This is a genomic window from Trichormus sp. NMC-1 (assembly GCF_001858025.1).
Lineage (GTDB): Bacteria > Cyanobacteriota > Cyanobacteriia > Cyanobacteriales > Nostocaceae > Anabaena.
In genome coordinates this window covers 32,863-55,217 of the sequence record NZ_LZQD01000009.1, presented here as the reverse complement: position 1 = coordinate 55,217, position 22,355 = coordinate 32,863, and the positions used below count along the sequence as shown (strand labels likewise).

The 22,355-nt window shown below is 38.0% G+C and carries 17 protein-coding genes and 1 pseudogene; 2 read left to right on the top strand and 16 right to left on the bottom strand.

What is annotated here, in order from left to right:
• The first annotated feature begins 105 nt into the window (after nt 1-105).
• Complete coding sequence (locus tag A9Y75_RS22160; RefSeq protein ID WP_071191700.1) at nt 106-1,161, top strand: J domain-containing protein; 1,056 nt, start codon at nt 106-108, stop codon at nt 1,159-1,161.
• Between the two features lie 27 nt (nt 1,162-1,188).
• On the opposite strand, the gene A9Y75_RS22155 is transcribed toward A9Y75_RS22160, so the two are convergent.
• The 5 genes and pseudogenes from A9Y75_RS22155 to A9Y75_RS22135 all read right to left on the bottom strand — a co-directional run bounded on the left by A9Y75_RS22155 (nt 1,189) and on the right by A9Y75_RS22135 (nt 4,448).
• Nucleotides 1,189-2,025 carry an alpha/beta hydrolase gene (locus A9Y75_RS22155; protein WP_071191699.1) on the bottom strand — a complete coding sequence of 279 codons (837 nt, stop codon included), beginning with the start codon at nt 2,023-2,025 and terminating at the stop codon, nt 1,189-1,191.
• 298 nt (nt 2,026-2,323) lie between these two features.
• Complete coding sequence (locus A9Y75_RS22150) at nt 2,324-2,917, bottom strand: nucleoside triphosphate pyrophosphatase (protein ID WP_071191698.1); 594 nt, start codon at nt 2,915-2,917, stop codon at nt 2,324-2,326.
• Between the two features lie 81 nt (nt 2,918-2,998).
• Nucleotides 2,999-3,544 (bottom strand): photosystem II reaction center PsbP, encoded by a 546-nt coding sequence (gene psbP, locus A9Y75_RS22145; RefSeq protein WP_071191697.1) that lies wholly within the window; start codon nt 3,542-3,544, stop codon nt 2,999-3,001.
• A 100-nt stretch (nt 3,545-3,644) separates the two neighbouring features.
• Nucleotides 3,645-4,224 (bottom strand): annotated as a pseudogene (locus A9Y75_RS22140) (hypothetical protein); the annotation flags it as partial.
• A gap of 20 nt (nt 4,225-4,244) precedes the next feature.
• A complete protein-coding gene (locus tag A9Y75_RS22135; protein ID WP_071191696.1) occupies nt 4,245-4,448 on the bottom strand; it encodes a ribbon-helix-helix domain-containing protein in 204 nt (67 codons plus the stop codon).
• Nucleotides 4,449-4,722: 274 nt separating this feature from the next.
• Here A9Y75_RS22135 and A9Y75_RS22130 point away from each other — a divergent pair, with 274 nt between their 5' ends.
• On the top strand, nt 4,723-8,172 hold the full coding sequence (locus A9Y75_RS22130) for an Eco57I restriction-modification methylase domain-containing protein (protein WP_071191695.1): 3,450 nt from the start codon (nt 4,723-4,725) through the stop codon (nt 8,170-8,172).
• Between the two features lie 188 nt (nt 8,173-8,360).
• Here the strand turns inward: A9Y75_RS22130 and A9Y75_RS22125 are convergent, their stop codons facing one another.
• The 11 genes from A9Y75_RS22125 to hpsC all read right to left on the bottom strand — a co-directional run.
• On the bottom strand, nt 8,361-9,752 hold the full coding sequence (locus A9Y75_RS22125; protein ID WP_071191694.1) for a PP2C family protein-serine/threonine phosphatase: 1,392 nt from the start codon (nt 9,750-9,752) through the stop codon (nt 8,361-8,363).
• 1,586 nt (nt 9,753-11,338) lie between these two features.
• The gene (gene ftsY, locus A9Y75_RS22120) at nt 11,339-13,324 is read right to left on the bottom strand and encodes a signal recognition particle-docking protein FtsY (RefSeq protein WP_083389711.1); all 1,986 of its coding nucleotides are present in this window, start codon (nt 13,322-13,324) and stop codon (nt 11,339-11,341) included.
• A 146-nt stretch (nt 13,325-13,470) separates the two neighbouring features.
• On the bottom strand, nt 13,471-14,112 hold the full coding sequence (nusB, locus tag A9Y75_RS22115) for a transcription antitermination factor NusB (protein ID WP_071191693.1): 642 nt from the start codon (nt 14,110-14,112) through the stop codon (nt 13,471-13,473).
• A gap of 71 nt (nt 14,113-14,183) precedes the next feature.
• On the bottom strand, nt 14,184-14,894 hold the full coding sequence (locus A9Y75_RS22110) for a DUF502 domain-containing protein (protein WP_071191692.1): 711 nt from the start codon (nt 14,892-14,894) through the stop codon (nt 14,184-14,186).
• A gap of 343 nt (nt 14,895-15,237) precedes the next feature.
• Complete coding sequence (locus A9Y75_RS22105) at nt 15,238-16,092, bottom strand: glycosyltransferase family 2 protein (protein ID WP_071191836.1); 855 nt, start codon at nt 16,090-16,092, stop codon at nt 15,238-15,240.
• Nucleotides 16,093-16,622: 530 nt separating this feature from the next.
• Nucleotides 16,623-17,459 carry an HpsJ family protein gene (locus A9Y75_RS22100; protein WP_071191691.1) on the bottom strand — a complete coding sequence of 279 codons (837 nt, stop codon included), beginning with the start codon at nt 17,457-17,459 and terminating at the stop codon, nt 16,623-16,625.
• A gap of 301 nt (nt 17,460-17,760) precedes the next feature.
• The gene (locus A9Y75_RS22095; protein ID WP_071191690.1) at nt 17,761-18,429 is read right to left on the bottom strand and encodes a TIGR04282 family arsenosugar biosynthesis glycosyltransferase; all 669 of its coding nucleotides are present in this window, start codon (nt 18,427-18,429) and stop codon (nt 17,761-17,763) included.
• A gap of 146 nt (nt 18,430-18,575) precedes the next feature.
• Nucleotides 18,576-19,142, bottom strand: coding sequence for a type II secretion system protein (locus A9Y75_RS22090; RefSeq protein ID WP_071191689.1), 567 nt, complete (start codon nt 19,140-19,142; stop codon nt 18,576-18,578).
• On the bottom strand, nt 19,139-20,188 hold the full coding sequence (gene hpsE / locus A9Y75_RS22085; RefSeq protein WP_083389710.1) for a hormogonium polysaccharide biosynthesis glycosyltransferase HpsE: 1,050 nt from the start codon (nt 20,186-20,188) through the stop codon (nt 19,139-19,141). Before hpsE ends, A9Y75_RS22090 begins: the two co-directional genes overlap by 4 nt.
• Nucleotides 20,189-20,417: 229 nt before the next feature.
• A complete protein-coding gene (locus A9Y75_RS22080) occupies nt 20,418-21,071 on the bottom strand; it encodes a type II secretion system protein (RefSeq protein ID WP_083389709.1) in 654 nt (217 codons plus the stop codon).
• Nucleotides 21,072-21,241: 170 nt separating this feature from the next.
• Nucleotides 21,242-22,355, bottom strand: a 1,114-nt coding sequence (gene hpsC / locus A9Y75_RS22075; RefSeq protein ID WP_343232447.1) for a hormogonium polysaccharide secretion pseudopilin HpsC, incomplete at its 5' end; no start/stop codon positions are given.

Here is a 22,355-nt window from a genome sequence, read left to right as displayed (position 1 = left end):
GGTTGGGTTAAGCGACAGCGCAACCCAACAAATGCTTACAAGTGTTGGGTACTTTTAACCTTTACTTAATTTATCTATTAACCTTGAAACTTACCTACTTTTTTTATGCCTCGAAAAACTAAATCTGCATCCCCAGCTACCCCAGCAATACCACTGGCACTCTCTGAATTGCATATCTATTTAGAGGGTTTAGAAAAAGAACACCAATCAATATTGAAACAGATTAAAAAAAAGCGGACAGAATTAAATAATTTTGTGGAAAGAATGCGCTCTTTAGCCACAGATGTATTTCATCAAGCTACTCCCAGTTTCAAGAAAATGGCGGAACTTGATCAAGAAATTCATGCGCTGTTTAATGAGATTTTGACTACGAGAAAATTTGGTAAACAAACAGAAAAACATATCAAAGAACTTTACCTTAATCTCCAGATGACAGGAATAATTAGCCCCAAATCTGTTGGTAAAGATGATGATGAAGAATTAGATGAACTGTTTGAAAATTCTGAAGAAATGGATAGCGATGAAACTAATCAAAACCGCCATCAATATTGGGAATCACAACAGGAAGTAGAATCTAGTTCTGCCAGCAGAACCGAAGAATCAAGAAAAGTTCGGCAGACATTTCTGAAGTTAGCGGAAATCTTTCACCCAGATAAGGTAAAAGACAGCGAAACGCAAATGTCACACACAGAAATCATGAAGGAAATTAATAAAGCCTATCAAGAAGGAGATTTAGCGCGACTTTTAGAAATTGAACGTCAGCACCAGTTAGGGGAATCTATTGATAGCAATAGTGAGGATGATTTGACGCGCAGGTGCAAGAATTTAGAACAACAAAATGAAATTCTGAAAAATCAATATGAAAAATTAAAACAGGAACTACGTTTAGCTAAAAATACTCCTGAAGGAGCAATGGTTTCAGATGCTCGCAAAGCTGCTAAACAAGGGATTAATTCTATTGATTTAATGGTGAAAACACTAGAATCTCAGATTAGTATTGTTGCTGATATTCGTGATTTTGTGAAGGGATTTAGAGAACAAAAAATTACTATTAAAGAATTTCTCGATGGTCCTCCAAGTTTGCGTTCTTCAAAGCAGGAAATGATGGAGGAACTCTTAGAACAAATGATGGAAGAATTAGGTGGTATTATTATCTTTTAAAACCTGAATCTTTTTAACTGCAATTTATCACTTTGGGTAATTCTGGTTTTTTGAGACTAAATCAGCAAAGTCACGCAAAGTCTTTCCATACTTGTCTCCTGCAACCGAGTAAACATCATTATGATTTGCTGTCTCTACCCACAAAGAAAGTTTGGGTGAGGTTACAGAAGCAAACAATTTTTGTCCATGAGTAAAAGGAATCACATTATCCAATTTACCATGCATTACTAATACGGGACTTTGTACTTTTTTGATTTTATCGAGATTTCTAAATTTATCAAAAGGCAAAATTGGCAAAGGTACAACTACCCGAAAAGCTGAAGTAAATGTACTTTCAAGAATTAATCCTGCAACAGGTTTTCGTGCTGCTAAATCTACCGCTGAACCACCTCCAACAGAACGTCCAAAAACAATAATCTGCTGTGGTGGAATTTTTAAATCTTGAGTCAAATAATTATAAGCAGCATCAATATCTTGATAAGCATTATTTTCTGTAGGTTTTCCCTGACTCGTACCATATCCACGATAGTCATAAGCAAAAATATTGAAACCAAAATCGCGTATTTTTTGCAATATTTCCTGAATATCTCCTAAATCTTCGGCATTACCATGAGCATAAAGAACTGTATATTTAGCTTGCGGATTTTGTAAATAAATGGATGAAATTTGCGTATTTTCTGCACTTGTGATTTTGATAATTTCCTTAGTATCTTTATAGCTAGATGGTTGCGGTAAGAAAATCATACTATCTGCACGAAAATAAACATATCCCGCAAAAAATATATAGATAAAAAGTAATGATTTAAACATTCTTTTCCAGCTTAAATCACCTATTAGGAGTTTTTTTAGACGCTGTTTATCCATTACAGCACTTCCCAGTTTTATGAAGTACAAGAACCCCACCCCCAACCCCCTCCCCGCAAGCGATGAGGGGGCTAAGATGTACCTCATAAGAGCGGAAACATCTGTATTTACAGCACATTTTATCTGAGTGAAGTATACAAATTATTTGTCTTTTCAAAAGATGACACCTAACTTATTAGTCTGAAAAATCTCTTCTTCCTTCGCGCTCTTTGCGTCTTTGCGGTTCGTTTATTTCATGCCTTATATTAAGTTGGAAGCTTAGATAAAAAATAAACTTACACATTTGGAATACTCCCACTTATTGCCAGAAATCAGTAACTTCATAACCCAATTCGGTGATCATGTGGCGTAACAGAGGTAAACTCAGTCCAATTACATTGCTGTGACAACCCTCGATTTTTTCTACAAACAAACTACCAAAACCTTCAATAGCAAAGGCTCCAGCACATTTGAGGGGTTCACCTGTGTCCACATAGGCAAGAATTGCGCGATCGCTCATTTGAGCAAAGTATACTCTCGTCACTTGACACTTGACAACACTCTGATTTTTTGTTGTGTCAATTACAATATGACCAGTATACAAGTCACCAAAGTTACCTTGCATTATTTGCCAACGTGCGATCGCTTCCTCTGCATCCCCAGGTTTGCCATAAATCTCACCATTCATTGCTAAAACTGAATCACAACCCATAATCAAGGCTGATGGAAACTGAGATATTACAGTTTCTGCTTTACACTGAGCCAGTGTTTGCACTAATTGTGCAGGATCATGATGTTGAATTTGCGACTCATCAAAATCACTAGGACAAACTATCGGTTCAATCCCCACAGTTTGCAGTAAACGACGACGCGCTGGAGAAGCAGATGCAAGTACAAATTGAGGAATTACCATAGTCAAGAATATGGGAACAATCGGTAATGGGTGATGGCTGATTAGAAAAACTCTGCTCCCTATCACCTGTCACCTGATTAATTAATACACTTTAAAAGAACCTACAATTTCATCAATCATGGGTTGCAGTCTTTTCCACCGCTTTTCAGGAACTGAGGCATTAAAGGTAAAAAGCTTGCCACGACTCACAGCTACACTAGAGATATTGTGTCGTTTTTGCTGATTAGGAAGTTGAACCTCATACTCTAGAAAGTAGTATATTTTACCATCAGATTCTTTTTGCACCGCATTGACTAATTCTGCGGAACGGCCAGAATCTGGAGGAGCAAGAGCAGCTTTTCCTAATCTATATCCAACTTCTGTAGGTGTCCCCAATTCTGGTAAAGTTTTTCCATCAGGAACAGGACTAATTACCACAGAGACATTTTCTGAGACTTCAATTAAATCATGAAAAACTACATCGGGACCGTTGGCAACTTTAACTTGCAACCACCCATTAGGATATAAAAACTGATAACCATCAGCACCATCTACAAAGCTTTTGAGTCCAGCAGCAGAAGCTACATCAGTGTTACTGAGACTGAAGCTAAATACTAATAACAAAATTAACGCAATTTTTTTCCACATTTATCAAAATTCCTTTGGACCCGAAGCAATATAAGGCAAGCGTTATTGCACCATCCCATTTTCCCATAAAGGTTACGCTTTAGATTAGGAAAAGGATCTTGATATTTTTTTGTAGCCTTTGATTGGTAATTGCTTCAACTGCTTGGGCAACTTGAGTTAATACCATTGTAGGATCTTTTGTCTGAGTCAGCACAGCAAAGGGTAATAAACCGGGAACAGTCAGAAATTTATCTGTTGGTTGTTCCCATAGACGTATGACATCAAACTCATGGTAAGTTTTCTCTAATCTAAAGTTGTTTTCATTGACTAATTCTGACCCTGTTTTTCGTAAATAGATGACTATTTGACGCATTCTTTTGTTAGGAAAGCGTCGATACACCCTGACTCGATAATCTAACATCCTAAAGGGCATATCTTCGTCAGTGTCGGTTTGAAATTCGCTATGTAGAACTAATTCATCTGATTGTAATAAGATTAATGAATCAGCGCGAATTGGTTCGTTTGATAATTCTGTGGGGCTGTAGGGGCGAAGCATTCGGGCGATAACTTATCCCTGAAACTGTTGATTTTCTGTCCGAATGCTTCGCCCTTACGATTAATTTAATCGGTGAACCTAGTAACCATGTTGCTAAGTCGTCTTTGCAGTTTTCAGCTAGGAATTTGCAGATGTTGTCATACATGGGAATTTGCAAAAATGTGATTAGTTGTTTTTAATAAATAAAAATTCACTTTCCCAACCTAATTCTAATTCATCAACCAAAGCGCAAGCAGCCGCTAATGCTTTATCTTGTTGTTTTTCTTGCCATTGTCTCAAGAGACTTTCAATCAACGCACTACGGTTTTCAACTTTTTGATCAATGTAATTTAGTAGTTCATCTGGCAATGAAATTGAGATTTTAGCCATATATTACCCAAAGTCATACTATAAGTAGTATAGCTTATTTTCATATTTTTAATCTAGTAGTCAGAATATAGAATTTGATTTAGTTGTGGTGATAATTCTCAGGTAAGATTAATCTTTCCAGGTGTATCTGTCATGGTTCTATTTCTATATCTTCTCTTATTTACATGATAGCTGGTGATGGTAGTATGATGTATACTATATGTTATGTTTGTTTTTGTCTACGACTCCCGTAAGGGATATGTTTATCAACTCAACCTACTGAAAATGTGAAGATATGAATCAGCAAGTTTATAAAACTTTATTCCAGAAAAAGGCGTTAAAAAATGCTTTGGGTAATTTTAAATTTCCTTCAGACTTAGAGGAACGTCACAAAATTGTTAAAAAATGGGTTAATGCTTTAAAATCAGGTACTCTTGATCAAGTAAAAGAAGTTTCTTTACATGGTGATTTTCTCAAAGATATATTTCAAGATGTTTTAGGTTATTGTTCTATTATTGAAGGTGCTGGTAAAGTTTGGGAAATTCATGCAGAACAAACAATTGCTGATGGTGGTGGTTCTGCTGATGCAGCTTTGGGATTTTTTACCGCTACAGAAAATAACAAGGGAAAGGTAAACTTACAGGGTAAAGTTGTTGCACCAATTGAGTTAAAAGGGACAAAAGATGATTTAGATAGACCCGCATCAGGCAGAAAAGAATCAGCAGTTGATCAGGGTTGGCGTTATGCTAATTATACACCTGATTGTCATTGGATTATTATTTCTAATTATCGAGAATTGCGATTATATCATACTAATAAGACTCCGGCTTATTATGAAAAGTTTTTATTAGTTGATTTAGCAAATTTAGAGGATTTTAAAAGATTTTATTTTCTGCTTTGTCGGCAAAGTTTTTTACCAATTAAAGATATATCTAAAATTGATACGTTGTTAGTAACTTCTGAGGAAGCACAAGAGAAAATTACTAAAGAACTGTATGAAGAATATAAGCAAGTAAGATTAAATATAGTTAAACATTTTCGCTTTTTTGCTTCATTAGATATTCCTAACCGTAATCAAGTATTAATTGAGAAAGCACAAAAAACTTTAGACAGAATTTTATTTATTGCTTTTTGTGAAAGTAAAAGACTATTACCAGAAAAGACAATTACTAAAGCCCATGATAGCAAAGATGCTTATAATCCTCGGTCAATTTGGGAAAATTATCAAGCTGTTTTTCGTTGGGTTGACCAAGGTAATGAAGATCCACCAATTCCCGGTTATAATGGTGGTTTATTTAAACATGATCCAATTTTAGATGAACAATTAAATATTCCAGATCCTTTATGTAAGCAACTTAAAGAACTAACGCGCTTTGATTTTGATTCGGAAGTTTCTGTAGATATTTTGGGGCGAATATTTGAACAGTCAATTACAGATTTAGAAGAATTAAAAGCGGATGTTGCTAAACAGGAATTTGATAAAAAACAAGGTAAACGGAAAAAGTTAGGCGTATTTTACACTCCTGCTTATATTACTCAATATATTGTCGAAGTTGCAATTGGTGGATATTTGCAAAAACGCGAAGATGAATTAAGAGAAAAGTTTAAATTAGAGGAATTTGCAGATACACCTCAAAACCGAAAAAGGGAAATTGAATTTTGGGAAAGTTACCGTGATGAGGTATTAGTAAAAACGCGAGTTATTGATCCTGCTTGCGGTTCTGGTGCGTTTTTAATCGCGGCTTTTGATTATTTTGCAAGTCAGTATCAACGAGTTAATGATAATTTGCGATTTCTGAAACATCAAAGTAATAAAAAATCCGATGTAGAGACGTTCCATGGAACGTCTCTACAATCTTTACCGGAAATGTCTATTGAATTAGATAAAACTATTCTCAGTAATAATTTATTTGGGGTGGATTTATCTCCAGAGTCGGTAGAAATTACTAAGTTATCTTTGTGGTTAAAAACTGCAACTCAAGGAAAAACATTAACTTATTTGGATGATAATATTAAAATCGGTAATTCTATCGTTGCTGATTCACAATTTACAGATTTACCTTTTATTTGGGAAAGTGAATTTTCTCAAGTTTTTACTGAAGGTGGTTTTGATGTGGTAATTGGAAATCCTCCTTATATTCGTCAACTTTTATTATCTGATATAAAATCTTATTTACAAGAAAGATATAAATGCTATCATGGGTCGGCTGACTTGTATGTTTATTTCTATGAGAAAGGTTTAAATCTTCTGAAATCGGAAGGAATACTTTCTTATATTGTGACTAATAAATGGTTGCGTTCTGGTTATGGTGAACCTTTGCGACGGTTCTTTTCTCAGGAAAGTGTGTTTGAACAAATTATTGATTTTGGACACGCACCAATTTTTGAAGACGCTGATACTTTTCCCTGTATTATCGCAGCGAGGAAAATTACCCCACCCCAACCCTCCAATATCAAAAGTTTATCCTCATCTTCCCCCCGTAGCGGGGGGACTGACGGGGGTGCGAGGAGGGAGGAAGAGGAGGTTTTAGTTTGTTCTGTTCCTCGTGAGGAGTTGAAAAATATTAATCTCACTCAATATGTGCAGAATCAAGAAAACAGTTACACTATTCCTTGGTCGCGTTTTACTGCTAATGCTTGGAGTTTAGAACCACCTGCGGTTGATGATTTAATGCGGAAAATTCAACGGGTAGGAGTTCCGTTAAATGAATTTACTGGTACTAAGTCGTATTGGGGAGTTTGTACAGGTTTTAATGAAGCTTTTTTAATAGATGAAACAACTAAAAATAAATTAGTTTCATCTGATCCAAAATCAGCAGAAATTATTAAGCCTTATTTAAGAGGTCAAGATATTAAAAGATGGGTTCCTGAATGGGAAAATTTGTGGATGATTTTTACTCGTCGAGGAATTGATATTGATGCTTACCCAGCTGTTAAAAATTATTTATTTCAATATCAAAATAAACTGGAACCTCGTCCTAACAATGTAAATAAAGATGATTGGCAAGGACGTAAATCTGGTAGTTTTAAATGGTATGAAATACAAGATGCTGTTAACTATTGGCAATTCTTTGAGCAGCCAAAAATTATATATCAGGAAATACAATTTCACTCTTCTTATAGTTATGATCATCTTGGCTATTTTACTAATAATAAAGCTTTTATAATTCCCTCATCTGATTTATATATTTTAGCTATTCTTAACTCTCCGCTTATGTGGTGGCATAATTGGCGATATTTACCACACATGAAAGATGAGGCTTTAAACCCTGCTGGTTATTTAATGGAAACTCTACCCATTGCACAACCTACAGCAGAAATACGCGCAGAAGTAGAAACAATTGTCACGCGGTTAATTGAAATTACCAAAATCAACGGACAAGTTTATAAAGATGTTCTCGACTGGTTGCAAATAGAATACAAAATTGAGAAACTGGGAAATAAACTAGAAGATTTCTCAACTTTGGAATTTCCAGACTTTGTAGAAGAAGTTAGAAAAAGAATGCCAAAACCAAAAACTACTAAAAAATCTTCAGACCCTTTAAGTATACCAGCATTTACAGCTTTACGCAAAGCACATAATGATTATGTTCCAGAAATTAATAGCCGGAAAAACGAAGCTTTAAAATTAGAAAATCGTCTTTCTGATTTAGTGAATCAAGCTTATCAACTCACACCCGAAGAAATTGATTTAATGTGGAAAACAGCACCACCAAGAATGCCGATTTCCAGAGTTGATAAGTAATAGAACTTGAAAACATCAGATACCCAGATCCCCGACTTCTTTAAGAAGTCGGGGATCTATTTGTCTATTTGTATCTATGTTAAAATAGTAAATTAATAACCCATCCAAACAAGATTGCAAAAACATCATGGTTTCTATTTCCAATACAGAAATCCAGTTGTATAATATCGAATTTTTACCTTAACCCATCACAAAATCTGTAAAACCACCATTGTCATATCATCAGTATTTTGCTTATCTGGTCCGATGAATTCCTGAACTTTATCAAATAAATAATCGACAATTTCCTGTGGACCATTGCAATAACGACAAGCGAAGTTAAAAGAAGTGATAAAATTTTCTTCATCAAAGCGATCGCCCCCAGCCGCTGCCGCATCAGTTAAACCGTCTGTATAATAAATCACTGTATCTCCTGGCTCTAACTGCGCTTGGGCATCTTCATATTCGCTATTAGCATCCAAACCAATCAGCATCCCTATAGTATCCAAACGGCTCACAGTTTTCGTCGCTGCGTGCCACCAAAAAGGCGGATTATGTGCTGCATTACTATAGGATAAAACCCGCGTTATGGGGTTATATTCCGAGTAAAACATCGTGATAAAGCGGTGAGAATTTTCCAAATCTGCATACATGACGCGATTCAAATTTTGGAGAATTCCAGCAGGAGAATTACCATGTAATACTTCTCCCCGTAACATTCCCCGCATCATCGTCATAATCAATCCTGCGGGGACACCTTTACCCATCACATCCCCAATTACCAAACCCCAACAAGCTTCTTCGGCACTAATGTATTTATGTGGTTGTAATTGTTTGTGATTTGTGGGAATAAAATCATAATAATCTCCACCCACACGATTAGCCGGTTTACAACGTGCAGCCAAAACTACACCGGGAATACTAGGACATTGACGTGGTAAAAGTCGCCGTTGAATTTCTGCACCAATTTCTAATTCTTGATCTAGACGTTCCTTTTTCCTCAGTTCTACCGCTAGTTCATCATTTTCAATTGCTACGGCTGTTTGATCTGCAACTAATCTAACTAACTTTTGTCTAGTTTCCGTCCAACTATATTGTGGATCACGGCTCAATACATAGAGCCATCCCCTTTCTGTATGCTTAACTAAAATAGCCGTGCCAAAAATTTGCACATCTGGCCCCAAATAGCGATGCATCTCATCATCCAAAATCCCTGTCGTTGTTGTTAGCGGCACAGAATTTGATAAAAGCGTAATTTGACTACTGGCAGTTTCCAGAGCTTTTCTAATATTTTTTCGTTGTTGACTATCTTGCCAATGCAGTTGCTCTAACCTAATTTGACCATTAGGTTTATAAAGAAATAAAGCGCTACCTTCTGCATCAGTAACTCTTGTGGCCATGAGTGGAATCAATTCCAAAAACTGATTCAGATTATTAAAACTTCTGAGGGCAAATCCTAAAGAACTGAGCAAATCTTGAATTTTGTTTTGTTCTCGGTGTAACCTGGCCACCAGTTCTTTCAGTGCCACGACTGGAGTGACATCTGTCGCGGCACTACTATTACTTTCAGTTGGGTGAGAAGGAACTTGAGACACAGGCAAATACGCTATTGCTTTTTAGATCAGCAGATTTATGATTTCTTATAAATCCTTGGTTTTTGGCATTGCTAAATCATATTGGACAAAATTATTGATTTTAGCAAGAGTAGAAAGACTTAGTAAATAATGTTGGTCAGTATGGCATTCGCTGATGGCATTTTTGGCTATTTATGGCGATTTTACAGAAATATCTTGCTTTATTTGTCAAAAATAAAACAGTCACAAACTGTAATTTTGATGGTTGCTAAACGGCTTTTCATTTTTTCATAACTAAATCAGCAATTCATATACCTTGAGAAATAAAAGTTTGTTGTTAGCAAAATAGTCTTTTCATCTGACAGAGTAACTATCGACAATCAGCGATTAAGGAACAAGATGTATTTTAGGTGAGTTTCTTGATGAGTTCGTTGACAATTTAAATTGCTAAATAGCTCAAAAAAAGTATTTGCGAGTCAATTGGTAAATAAAGTCAGTGAGTAAAGTTTAGAGTGTTAATCTAGCTTACTGACACCACTTTATTTTTTGAGGATACCTTCTCTGGTACTCAAGCAACAGTATAGATGCATTTAAGAAACCACTTGGTAACTTAAACATAGAGCTTTAGTGTGCAATTCTAACAGAAGTTAGCCATTAATTGTAAAAAAACAATTATTTTAGAAATTCGGGGTTCCCATTGCCAAAATGTCCCATAATTAGGGCTAAAAATAAATCACCCCATCCCCCTGCTTTCCCAGATAAGCGGCACTAGTACACAACGGCGTAAATAAGCCACCCATTTAAAATGCCTAAAACCCTGACGGAATGGTAATTACGAATTACGTATCCCTAGCGGGACCGTAGGACGAATTACGAATTACGAATTACGAATTACGAATTACGAATTACGAATTACGAATTACGAATTACGAATTACGAATTACGAATTACGAATTACGAATTACGAATTACGAATTACGAATTACGAATTACGAATTACGAATTACGAATTACGAATTACGAATTACGAATTACGAATTACGAATTACGAATTACGAATTACGAATTACGAATTACGAATTACGAATTACGAATTACGAATTACGAATTACGAATTACGAATTACGAATTACGAATTACGAATTACGAATTACGAATTACGAATTACGAATTACGAATTACGAATTACGAATTACGAATTACGAATTACGAATTACGAATTACGAATTACGAATTACGAATTACGAATTACGAATTACGAATTACGAATTACGAATTACGAATTACGAATTACGAATTACGAATTACGAATTACGAATTACGAATTACGAATTACGAATTACGAATTACGAATTACGAATTACGAATTACGAATTACGAATTACGAATTACGAATTACGAATTACGAATTACGAATTACGAATTACGAATTACGAATTACGAATTACGAATTACGAATTACGAATTACGAATTACGAATTACGAATTACGAATTACGAATTACGAATTACGAATTACGAATTACGAATTACGAATTACGAATTACGAATTACGAATTACGAATTACGAATTACGAATTACGAATTACGAATTACGAATTACGCAAAGCGGTACTAGCCATTCAATAACGCTTCTACAAATTCATAGCTAGAGAATGGGCGCAGGTCTTCAATTCCTTCTCCTGCACCGATAAAACGAATCGGTAAACCCAATTGCTTAACAACGGCCAGAGCCACACCTCCTTTAGCTGTACCATCTAGCTTAGTTAAGACAACGCCGCTCAGTTGGGCAGCTTGGGAAAAGACTTCAGCTTGCCGGAGTCCGTTTTGTCCTAAGGTAGAATCTAGAACCAAGAGAGATTCTACATGAGCATTGGGGGCTTTTTTGTCAATAATTCTGCGGATTTTACTCAATTCGTCCATTAAGTTTTTCTTGTTTTGTAGTCGCCCAGCGGTATCTATTAACAGTAATTCGGTTTCCCGTGATTGGGCTGCTGCGATCGCATCAAATACAACTGCGGCGGGGTCTGTGTTCTTCCCCGGATTGGCAATTACTTCTACACCGCTTCTGCTTCCCCACACTTTTACTTGTTCTACAGCAGCTGCGCGGAAGGTGTCAGCAGCACCAATCAAGCATTTATAACCAGATTTTTGGGCTAAATGGGCAATTTTGCCGATTGTGGTAGTTTTACCTGCACCATTCACCCCTGTAATTAACCAAATGGTGAGGTTGTCTTTTTCTGGGGCAAAGCTAGATTTTGGCGATGTTTGAGTTGGTGTATCTAGCATATCCCGAAGGATTTGTTTCAAGAATGCGATCGCTTGTTCTGGTGGGGTGATTTCATCCCGCAGTTTTTTCTGTAAAGCATCAATAATAAAATCTGTCGCTTCTACACCTACATCTGCTTGTAGGAGTAATGCCTCAATTTCTGTTACAGCTGCTTGATTTAAAGGGCCTTGACCAACAATTGACTTGAGTTGGTTAAGGATATTTCGCCTGGTTTTATCTAAACCTTGACGTAGCTTTTTCAGCCAGGTAATTTCTTCTATAGAAACATCTTCTGCCCGTCTGCCTTGGGCTGCTAAAACTTCAACTGACCAGACAAACCCATCATCAAATTCTATTTCCGGAATTTCTGCTTCTATCTCTGGTGTGGTTGATGCCGAAGTTGGTGTAATTGCTGGTTCTTCAACTTCAATCGCGTTAGCTATCAATCTTTCCTGCTTGGCTTGTCTTTCGGCGGCTGCCCGTTCTAAAAAGGATAAGTTAGCTGGTTGTCCCTCGCTGACTGTGGCTTCTGGGCTGGAAATTTCTGTTGTTTCGGCAATGGCCTCGACTGGGGCTGATTCCTCAATCACAGATATCTCTTCAGCTGCGGTTGATGGTGTGACTTCCGCCGCTAAGGGTTCTGTTGTTTCGGCAATGGCCTCGACTGGGGCTGATTCCTCAATCACAGATATCTCTTCAGCTGCGGTTGATGGTGTGACTTCCGCCGCTAAGGGTTCTGTTGTTTCGGCAATGGCCTCGACTGGGGCTGATTCCTCAATCACAGATATCTCTTCAGCTGCGGTTGATGGTGTGACTTCCGCCGCTAAGGGTTCTGTTGTTTCGGCAATGGCCTCGACTGGGGCTGATTCCTCAATCACAGATATCTCTTCAGCTGCGGTTGATGGTGTGACTTCCGCCGCTAAGGGTTCTGTTGTTTCGGCAATGGCCTCGACTGGGGCTGATTCCTCAATCACAGATATCTCTTCAGCTGCGGTTGATGGTGTGACTTCCGCCGCTAAGGGTTCTGTTGTTTCGGCAATGGCCTCGACTGGGGCTGATTCCTCAATCACAGATATCTCTTCAGCTGCGGTTGATGGGGTGATTTCCGCCGCTGGGGTTTCTGTTGTTTCTTCTAATATTTGAGATTGTTGTTTTTGCTGAATATTTTTATATGCGGCTTTAGCAAACGCTAACAAATCCGCCGTGTCTGGCGTAGGTGCTGCGGATGGTTCTGGTGGTGTTTCTTCTGTAGGCTGATTTTCCCCCTGTGGCTGTTGTTCAGGGGTATCGGGAGTATCGTTATGTTGACGGCGGAACCAATTAAAAACCATTGCAGCAGTACTATATTATTTAGTAAATTATGAAATTATCAGTTATTAGTTCTTAGTTTAATTTAATTCCCCACCTTTTCCTGCTAAAAAAGCGGTTTATCCTCACTTGGAACCCTTACATGAAACTGGTGAAGTGAGGACAACACCTAAGCCGTTTGTTTATGTTCTGTGACTCGGCGCAGCACACCATTAATAAAACGATGTCCTTCATCTCCACTGTAGCGCTTGGCTAATTCTACAGCTTCGTTGATGGCAATACTGGCGGGAACTCCCATCAATTTCATTTCTGCCACAGCTATTTGCAAGATATCGCGGTCAATTTGCGCGAGGCGGCTGACTTGCCAATCTACTAAGGCTTCAGAAACAAGTGTATCAATGAGATTCCGGTTTTCGTAGACGGTGATGATAATTTGTTTGGCGTAATTACGAACGTCTTTGTCTTGATTCGCTAATTGAATTAATTCCGGGAAATCAACGGCTGTACCCAATTGATTAATGGCTGTTTGGGTGTAAGTAATCGCTTCTTGGAGCATGGTTCTAGCTGTATTTAGGTCTGAAGCCCTAGTTTGGCTAGTTAAAAGGCGATCGTTGCTGCGTTGAAGTTCGCCTGCTGCATTGTTGAGGGTATCTTGCACTTCTGTGGTGAGAGTGCGTACTGCTCCGAGTACTAATTTGGCTACTAATTGTTCATCTGGTAGTTTATCTAATTTTTTGGGGTTGACTGGCAACTGGCTGAGGCTTAACAACGCCAATTCGCGTGCTATTTGCTGAGGTTTACGAGGTTGCATAATGGTAAGAGTGATTAGCTAAAAGGAGCAAACTCATAATCATATCAAGTTTTGCACCGTGAAATCATAATTTACGTTTTGTCCACAGGAATCACATGATTTTGGGTTCCTATGGGTGATATTGCTTTTGGTAAAATTAAGGGTGCTAGGGGTGTATTGGCGGAAACAATCCCACCAGAGACTACTATTTTAAAAGCATCTTCCACAGATAGCGAAAGGTTGACTACTTCGTTTTCTGGAACTACTGCATACCATCCAGTGGTAGGGTTGGGGGTGGTGGGAACGAAAACGCTCAACATGGGGGTAGACATCTGAGCTTGGATATCACTACTAATTACACCTGTGACAAAAGCGATCGCCCAAATTCCTCGTCTGGGATATTCTAATAAAACCACACGCCGAAATTTGCCATTGGAATCTTTAAGTATTGTTTCCAATAGTTGCTTGAGGGTTTTGTATACCTGACCAGCTAAGGGAATCGCTTGCAATAAACGCTCACCAAAGTCTAGTAACCATTTACCAGCTATATTTCGAGCCATCAAGCCAATGATCAGGATACTCAGTAGTGGTACAGCCAGTCCAACTACTAAGTTCAGTACATTGACTAATATAGGATGTAAACCATCAAAGGGATTTAGCTGTTTGGGGATTTGGGTGAGGAAGTTAACTACCCAACTGGCAATAGTAATAGTCAGCCAGATGGTAGTTGCTAGGGGAATCACCACCAACAAACCAGCAATCAGGTCATTTTTTAAGTCCTGTTTCAGGCGTTCAACTACCAAGCCCCTGTTCTCCTTTTTTAGGCTATTAAAATTTTGTGATTGGTATTCATAGTCCCTTGGCTAAAAGCTGTCGGCACTACTTTAGGTAGAATATTCAACCTATCTTCCCAAGAAAAGCATCAGTGGTGGGTTTTTCACTAGTGTTACTTTTCTTTGTAATACTTGTAAATGATTGTTGCAAGTTTCTTAGATAATACTTATCCTAACGTGCCATATCATCAGATGCTCATAATTATAGACAGCAAACAGCAATGGATAGACTGAGGATATCTAGTGACTGATGAATAAGTCACAGATTCCCTGGCGCAAATTTTAAAAATTAAGTTTTGTTAAGAAAATTAATTTACCCGTCATTTTTAGCTTCGTCAGCTACTAAATTGGGTGTGGGTAGATATTTCATTTCCCAGACTTTAAGCAAAATTAAATATTCATAGAATGCTTGCAAGGTACACCAAGCTAAACCAGGGTTTCCGTCTAAGCAGCCACCCAAGAAAAAATACATATACACAAAGCGGATTACTGGTCTAGCAGGTATACGCAAGGATAAGTCTTTGAGGGCGCGTCGTCTTTCAACTTCTGATTTGCCAAAAAATAAATCTCGCCAGTTAACTTCTCCATTTTGTAATTGATACAAAGTTTCTTTAGCTTCATCAGTGGAATAACGGTTATGTTTTTCCAACCAGCGGCTTAAACCTTTACTAGAAGTGTAATGAGGATAGGTTTGTTTTAAAAAGCTTGTTGTACCATTACACACTTCTCGTTCCGTATGACCATAGTCTGTAAACCAGACTTTACCGTGGCGAAAAAGGCGCAATTGGTAACGGGGATATTGGGTGCTATAGCGAATCCAACGATTCATAAACATCACCCTTTCCGCAACGTAGTAGCCGATGTAGTCGGGATTTTGAGTAGCAGCGACGCATTCAGCAAAAAGTTCTGGTGTCATGCGTTCGTCGGCTTCGAGAATGTACACCCATTCATATTTGGGGATGACAGATTCTAGCATCCAGGTGCGTTGTTTCCCGTGGCTTTCAAAAAGATGTTGGACGACGCGGACAGGATAACGATTAGCAATTTCTACAGTGCGATCGCTACTGCAAGAGTCTACTACAATGATGTCATCAGATAGGAGCGCTGACTCAATACAGGCAGCAATATCTAATTCTTCGTTATATGTAAGTATGTAAATTGAGAACATTTCCGGTTTTTTAGCGCTTTGAAGTGATTCATAATCAGCTGCCAATGCTCGGTCACAAGGAGACGCGGAGACGGTGGGACGCGGGGACGCGGAGATTCATTTGTAGCTTTAATTAAGTGAATTCAATACTTATAGCAGGAGTCAGGAGTCAGGAGTCAGGAGTCAGGAGTAAAACCCTCTTGTAGTGGGAGTTTCATTATCAATTGATGTCCTAACCACCCTGTCCACGGCTATAAGTAGAATTATTTAGACATTTTTGAACAGGATAGAACTTACGCAAAACAGAACGGAAGTAGGGGTAATTCATGAATTACCCCTACGCAAGAATCAGGTTTTGAGTTCAATCTTGCGTAAGTCCTACAGGAATGAAATTGCTGTTCCCTATTCCCTATTCCCTGTTCCCTACCATAACTTACTTACACAAGCAAAGCCTGTTTTCTGAGGATATATGTATTAGTCCACCGGTGTGGACTTGGTTTGTATAGCCCCTGATTTATAGTCAGAGGGCAACATACTTAACGCCTAGTAGATTAACGCGCTGGAGCCTTACGTTTTGCACTTTGTAAAGCACCCATACCCCTTAATCCTGTCCAACCGATGATGATATAACCAATGGACAACAGCAAGCTGCTGAAACCAATCCTGAGTCCAGATTTCCAAGCATTGTCTTTAGCTTGTTTTTCTACTTCTTCTTTGCGCTGGCGAATTTGGCTACGTCTGTCATTAGCAAGTGTTTGAGGATCTGTTCGTTGAGCAATCAATTTGTCAAGCTCTTGGGGATTTGCTTTAGCTTTCTGAAGTAAATCCTTTTGGTCTGCGGGAAGTTGGGGGTTATCAAGTGCTTGTTTATATTTCTGCTCGTCTTTGAGTAGTTCAGTAATCTGAGCTTTTAGTTGGGTTCGCGCTTGTTCTAACTGAGCTTTGGCCTGAGCATTGTTCAGTTGCGCTTGGATTTGGGATAGCTGGTTGTCCAGTTGATTTTCTGCTTGCTGGGCTTCTTGGGAAATTTGAGTTACTGTTTGGGTGCTGGCTTGGCGCACGTTGTTCAGGTGCAGGGGAAAAATTAGTAAGAACATCAAACCTAATATGCTGGAGATGATCAGAACAGGAAATCTTAAATCAATACCTTGGGGACGGTCACTTCCCACTTCATCTATCCAATATCCAGCCAATAGCATCCCTAAGCCTACTAGGGGAACAATTCCTCGGTCAACTAAGGCTGTAGCCAAGGCAATTTGTGATTGCTTATTGGTGGGACTAAAACCCAATAAAAGAATCACGAAATCCACGAAAAAAGACAAAATGCAAACTATCCCCACTACCTTAAGTGTGAGTGAAGTATTTGAAGCCGCAACACGGTTAACCATATTTTTGTAAATTCGTTGTGAATAAAACTGTTTGCTATCTATAAAGTTACAACTCTTGGAGCAGAAAGCCCATCCGATTGATACTTACTTTCTGCTTAACCATCCTTTTTCTGTGAGTATCCAACTGCCTATGGAAAGACTAGCTTAATTATATCTTGCCAGACTTTTGGTTTTAAACTATACCATATTACTAACTGTAGTTTATATTAATTTCATTAAATACTATGTGATTGAAGTTGCAAATAAATATAAATATATCAGCGTAAAAAACGAAAAGATGTGAATAAAGAATCATAAATATTTACACAGACTTACTTAGACTATCTTGTGGTTTGACATCACCCGTCAGGATTTGTTCCCAAATAGCTAAATCTTCTGGACGGTCAATATCAGCCAAGGTAGGTAAGTGAAAAAATGATAAGTTTAGCTTTAAAGCAATTTCTAGAGTCTGTTGGTATACTTGAGCCGTTCCCCAGGCGATGTCATAAAATAACTCTGGGATAAATTGTCGTAAACCAATTAAGTAATATCCACCGTCAATTGCAGGGCCAAGCACAAGATCAAAAACCTGTAGTTGCTCAAATGCGGTTGCTAAAATTTGCTCATTCACCCCAGGACAGTCAGTGCCAATGATAATTACATATTCTGCACTGTTTTGAAAAGCATCCGCAAGCGATCGCACTAAACGCTGACCTAAATCTCCTTCACCTTGAGTCTGGTAAACCAAATCCAAACCCAGCCAATCTTGCATAAGTTGCAAATTACCCCCCGCAAACTGCACTTGTGCAGATACCGCAGCTACTTTTTGCAATTCCTGCACATGAAAAATTGTATGTTCGGTCATCTGCTTTTGCAGATTAGCAGCACCAACACTACCCAAAGCAGGTATTAGTCTTGTTTTTGTCGTTCCAGGTTCTGGATAGCGGGTAAAAATAATCAGATGTTGTTTAGCGTTTACTAGTGATTTCATGTGCGCCAACAAAAATCAAATAGGAGTCCTATACAGCGGATTCCTTGGTTATAAGGTACATCATAGCCCCCTCATCGCTTGCGGGGAGGGGGTTGGGGGTGGGGTTCTTGTACCTCATGACACTGGGAAGTGCTGTATTTCTAATTCTAATAGCAAAAATCACCTTTTGCGTTGGCTTTATCTTGCTGTTTTGCAGTTCGCATAGCTCCTAAAATAGTAGAAACAAACACACATCGTTTTGTTGTTCCACCAGACTTATTAGACAGGGTAATTCTTCCTAATGGTGGCTTTCTCACACTACCCAAGTAATCAAATTGGATTTGTCGAACGCCATTAGACAGTTGTAGAGTTGTTTCATCATCTAAACGTATATTAGAATCTAAGTTATTCCAGTTAGCATTTGATGAATTTACACTACTACGGTGAATAGCCCATTGAACTATACCATTTTGTTCCCTAAAACTAGCTTGCCAAGTCAATTTTTCCTTTTTGGCTTCACTTTGAGCTTGGCGCATTGCATTGTATACTACATTTTGAGCAATGTTCAGACGGCGAGTGTTCACAAAACTCAGCCAACCGGGTGTTACTATTGCGGATAATACGCCAATTATTAATAACACAGGCATCATTTCTAGTAAAGTAAAACCACTATCATAGTTATTACTTACAGCTTTTTTATTCTTCGCTAAAAATATTTTTATATATGCATTCATTTGGGAATACTTTTGAATCTTCGTGTAGAGATAATCTGTTGATTTGTATCAACATTAAAGTTGAACGAGATTAGAGGATGTTTGAAATAGCCCTTTGTCAACAGATAAAAGGGGCTAATAAAGCTACTTATAAACAGTTGTAATTCACAAGCAGCCACTAAATCATTTTTTAATTGGGTTCGATATTTTAGCCAATGCACACAAATCTTACGAAGATCATTAATCATGTACAGTAAAGAAAAAATTGGACTTAACCAAGGTTTTATATTTACCATGCGAGTCACATAACGGCTCAGTCCAATACCTCTGAAAAATGGGATTAGATACTCTTTTTGTAACCGTGAAATTGGGATTTTATGATCAATCTCCATTTCCGGATTGTACCAAATTTCCCATCCAGCTTTTTGGATATAAGACAGCATTTCTAAATCTTCACCAGTCAGCATATTCCCGTTGACTCTACCAGTTAAAATAGGGTCAGTCGGTACATTATCTATCCAAGCTTGTTTGCGGACAACCAGTCCAGCAGAAGGTGGTAGTAATTTTTTTCTGGCTTCATAGAGTAGAGGTAAATTTCCTCGCTCTGTAATTGCTAAAAATGGGGCAATTCTTTGAAAATTTGCGGGTGGTTCTACTTCCCAGTCAGGATGAACTTGGCTACCATAAGCCCCAGCTTGGGGATGTTTTTGGGCAAAATTATAAGCTGTTTCTACCCAATTTGAGTTTGGGTAATTGTCATCATCTAAAAAACCAATTAGTTGACTTTTCGCTACTGCTATTGCTTTGTTTCTAGCGTACGCTGCACCTTGTTTTGGTTCAAAGCAGTATTTTAAAGGATAGGGACATTGCCAATTTCTTTGATAAGTGCGGACAACTTCAGCTGTATTATCTGTGCTGTTGTTATCAACAACAATTATTTCCCAAGATAGATGCTCAGTTTTCAGTTGATTTTGCAGACGTTCTAGTAACTCAGGTAAACGATGTTCACCGTTGTAGGTGGGAATAGCTACAGTAAAATCAAAAGGAAAATCAAGGCAATTATTCATTGCTTTTAAATGATATTTTTATTGAGGACAATTTCTGAATCAAAGTCTTACAGAAACACTTAACCAATACGAAGTCCCTTTTTACTGGATAATTACTTCTGCTGAACCGAACTAGCAATTTAGCAAGTCTATGAAACCAAAAATTTTACCCAATGTTTCTATTGTGCTATGTTTGTGACTATTTTTTATATAGTATAATTACTAATCTTTGCTAAACGTATTACTACAATTAACTGGGCTTACAATTTGCATCTGTAGCTGTTTGCGTACCACCAATAAGTGTTCTTACGATTATACAGCGTCTCAACCCACTGGCAGCAGTAGTTCCTGCACTAGGTATAGCTACCATAACTATTAAATCTAATGGATTATTATCAGTGGCAGTAGTCGGGGTTTTCAAAGCGCCCATGTAGTCAAAAGTAATTGTTCCAGAACCGGGTTCAGTGACACCTATACTTTTACCGGTAACTGTTGTATTATAATTATTCGTAAGATTGGTATACAATAAGACTTGTTTTTCTTGAAGGTCGATAGCTAAACGCTTCCAACTATCATCTGAAGGTGCAGTAGTTCCCGGATAAACGACATATTTAGGGATGTTGTCTATGACTTTAAAACTCGCACTATAGGTAAGTTTCTTCTTTTTGGCTTCTGTCTGTGCTTCTCGCATAGCAGAAACAACGCCCTCAAAAGCTTTATTTAACCGTTGTCTTTGCACAAATCCCGACCAACTAGGAGCCATGATTGCTGCTAAAATTCCTGCAATTAGCAGCACTATTGAGAGTTCTAGTAGGCTGAAACCAGAATTTCCCTCAAATGAGTCACGTGCTGAACAACGGTGTTTATTCTTGATATTCCTGCTATGTAATTGTAGTAAATTCATGATCAATCCTTTTTTTATGATTAGAGAGGCTTCTGATTCTCCTTGTTTTCCCTACAAGACAAGGGGTTAGATTTATGGTGCTTGTGCGTTAATAACGATACTGTCAAGACATAATATTACGTAAGGTTTTGACTCTATTTAGGCTCTATTTTGACTCTATTTTGAATTGTTTAATTGGTGTATAAAAATCCGCGTGCTTGTACGATAGCGTTGACTGAAGGAAAGTAGGTTGCTTGGTTTTTATCAGTGTAAGTTGTGTTACTGCTTTGGATTCTAGCTAAAGCATTACCTCGGATAAACACCTGTGCGGTAGTGGTCACTCTCCCTGTATTAATAGGATCTAGATAATTACTAACGCAAGCATAGAAGCTGCTTGGTGATGTTGTATTACTAGGTATCACTTGTGGTTGTTTACTAGTATTACTAAGACTATAATTAGCGTCAGTCAGGCATTGTCGTGTTAGATCAGGGATACTTCCAGTTGGATCTTTCACGGGGATGGTTTGATCTATATAGTCAATCAGTACTTGAGGTGTAGCTGTATATTTTGTTCGATCTGCTGTCCATAGTTTCATCTTTTGAGTTATACTGCCAGTTGTTGAATCAAGGTCAAATGGCTGGAAACCCGCATCAGGACAATATCCAGAGATAAATTTAGTAGTAGTATCGTATTTAGTAGGACAATCACTTATACCACTAGTGCCACTGATGCTTCGCACACCATCCTTAATTTCCCATCTAGCAATACGTGCAGTTCTAGACCAAGTAGGATAAATATTATTAATATTATGAATCAAATAATAAGCTACTAGGGAATATCTGAAGGCATCATCTTTACTTGCACTGTCATTAGGAACGGCGTTTGGAACTATTTCCCGCTTCCAAAAAACTAGTACAGGTAATCCATTGGGAACCACAGGCAGAGAATCATTAATACCACTTTCGAGGGGGAAGGTGGTATTGTTTGTCTTCTCAACACCTCGTTGATCATAGATGTAGACAGCTTGTTGTAAATCGCGGGTGATGAAATCCATTGCTGTTTGGATTTCTTGTTCAGAAGTTGCCTTAGCTTGTTCTTTTTGGTCTGTATTGGCAATATTAACTATTAATCCTAGTAATGGGGTCAGGATTAAAAATGCCATCGTCAAAGCTATCAACAATTCAATCAGGGTAAAACCATCAACTTGATTATTCACCCTGGGAGACTTAATAAATCCTCTAAGTAAGAATGTGATTGTTTTAAACATAGGTTTTACCTCTTTTAAATAGATAGATGCTGTGTTA

What these genes read in the sequence shown, in the direction of transcription:
- A9Y75_RS22160 (WP_071191700.1), top strand. Translation starts at nt 106, where the DNA reads ATGCCTCGAAAAACTAAATCTGCATCCCCAGCTACCCCAGCAATACCA.
- A9Y75_RS22155 (WP_071191699.1), bottom strand. Translation starts at nt 2,025, where the DNA reads ATGGATAAACAGCGTCTAAAAAAACTCCTAATAGGTGATTTAAGCTGG.
- A9Y75_RS22150 (WP_071191698.1), bottom strand. Translation starts at nt 2,917, where the DNA reads ATGGTAATTCCTCAATTTGTACTTGCATCTGCTTCTCCAGCGCGTCGT.
- psbP (WP_071191697.1), bottom strand. Translation starts at nt 3,544, where the DNA reads ATGTGGAAAAAAATTGCGTTAATTTTGTTATTAGTATTTAGCTTCAGT.
- A9Y75_RS22135 (WP_071191696.1), bottom strand. Translation starts at nt 4,448, where the DNA reads ATGGCTAAAATCTCAATTTCATTGCCAGATGAACTACTAAATTACATT.
- A9Y75_RS22130 (WP_071191695.1), top strand. Translation starts at nt 4,723, where the DNA reads ATGAATCAGCAAGTTTATAAAACTTTATTCCAGAAAAAGGCGTTAAAA.
- ftsY (WP_083389711.1), bottom strand. Translation starts at nt 13,324, where the DNA reads ATGGTTTTTAATTGGTTCCGCCGTCAACATAACGATACTCCCGATACC.
- nusB (WP_071191693.1), bottom strand. Translation starts at nt 14,112, where the DNA reads ATGCAACCTCGTAAACCTCAGCAAATAGCACGCGAATTGGCGTTGTTA.
- A9Y75_RS22105 (WP_071191836.1), bottom strand. Translation starts at nt 16,092, where the DNA reads ATGTTCTCAATTTACATACTTACATATAACGAAGAATTAGATATTGCT.
- A9Y75_RS22100 (WP_071191691.1), bottom strand. Translation starts at nt 17,459, where the DNA reads ATGGTTAACCGTGTTGCGGCTTCAAATACTTCACTCACACTTAAGGTA.
- A9Y75_RS22095 (WP_071191690.1), bottom strand. Translation starts at nt 18,429, where the DNA reads ATGAAATCACTAGTAAACGCTAAACAACATCTGATTATTTTTACCCGC.
- A9Y75_RS22090 (WP_071191689.1), bottom strand. Translation starts at nt 19,142, where the DNA reads ATGAATGCATATATAAAAATATTTTTAGCGAAGAATAAAAAAGCTGTA.
- hpsE (WP_083389710.1), bottom strand. Translation starts at nt 20,188, where the DNA reads ATGAATAATTGCCTTGATTTTCCTTTTGATTTTACTGTAGCTATTCCC.
- A9Y75_RS22080 (WP_083389709.1), bottom strand. Translation starts at nt 21,071, where the DNA reads ATGAATTTACTACAATTACATAGCAGGAATATCAAGAATAAACACCGT.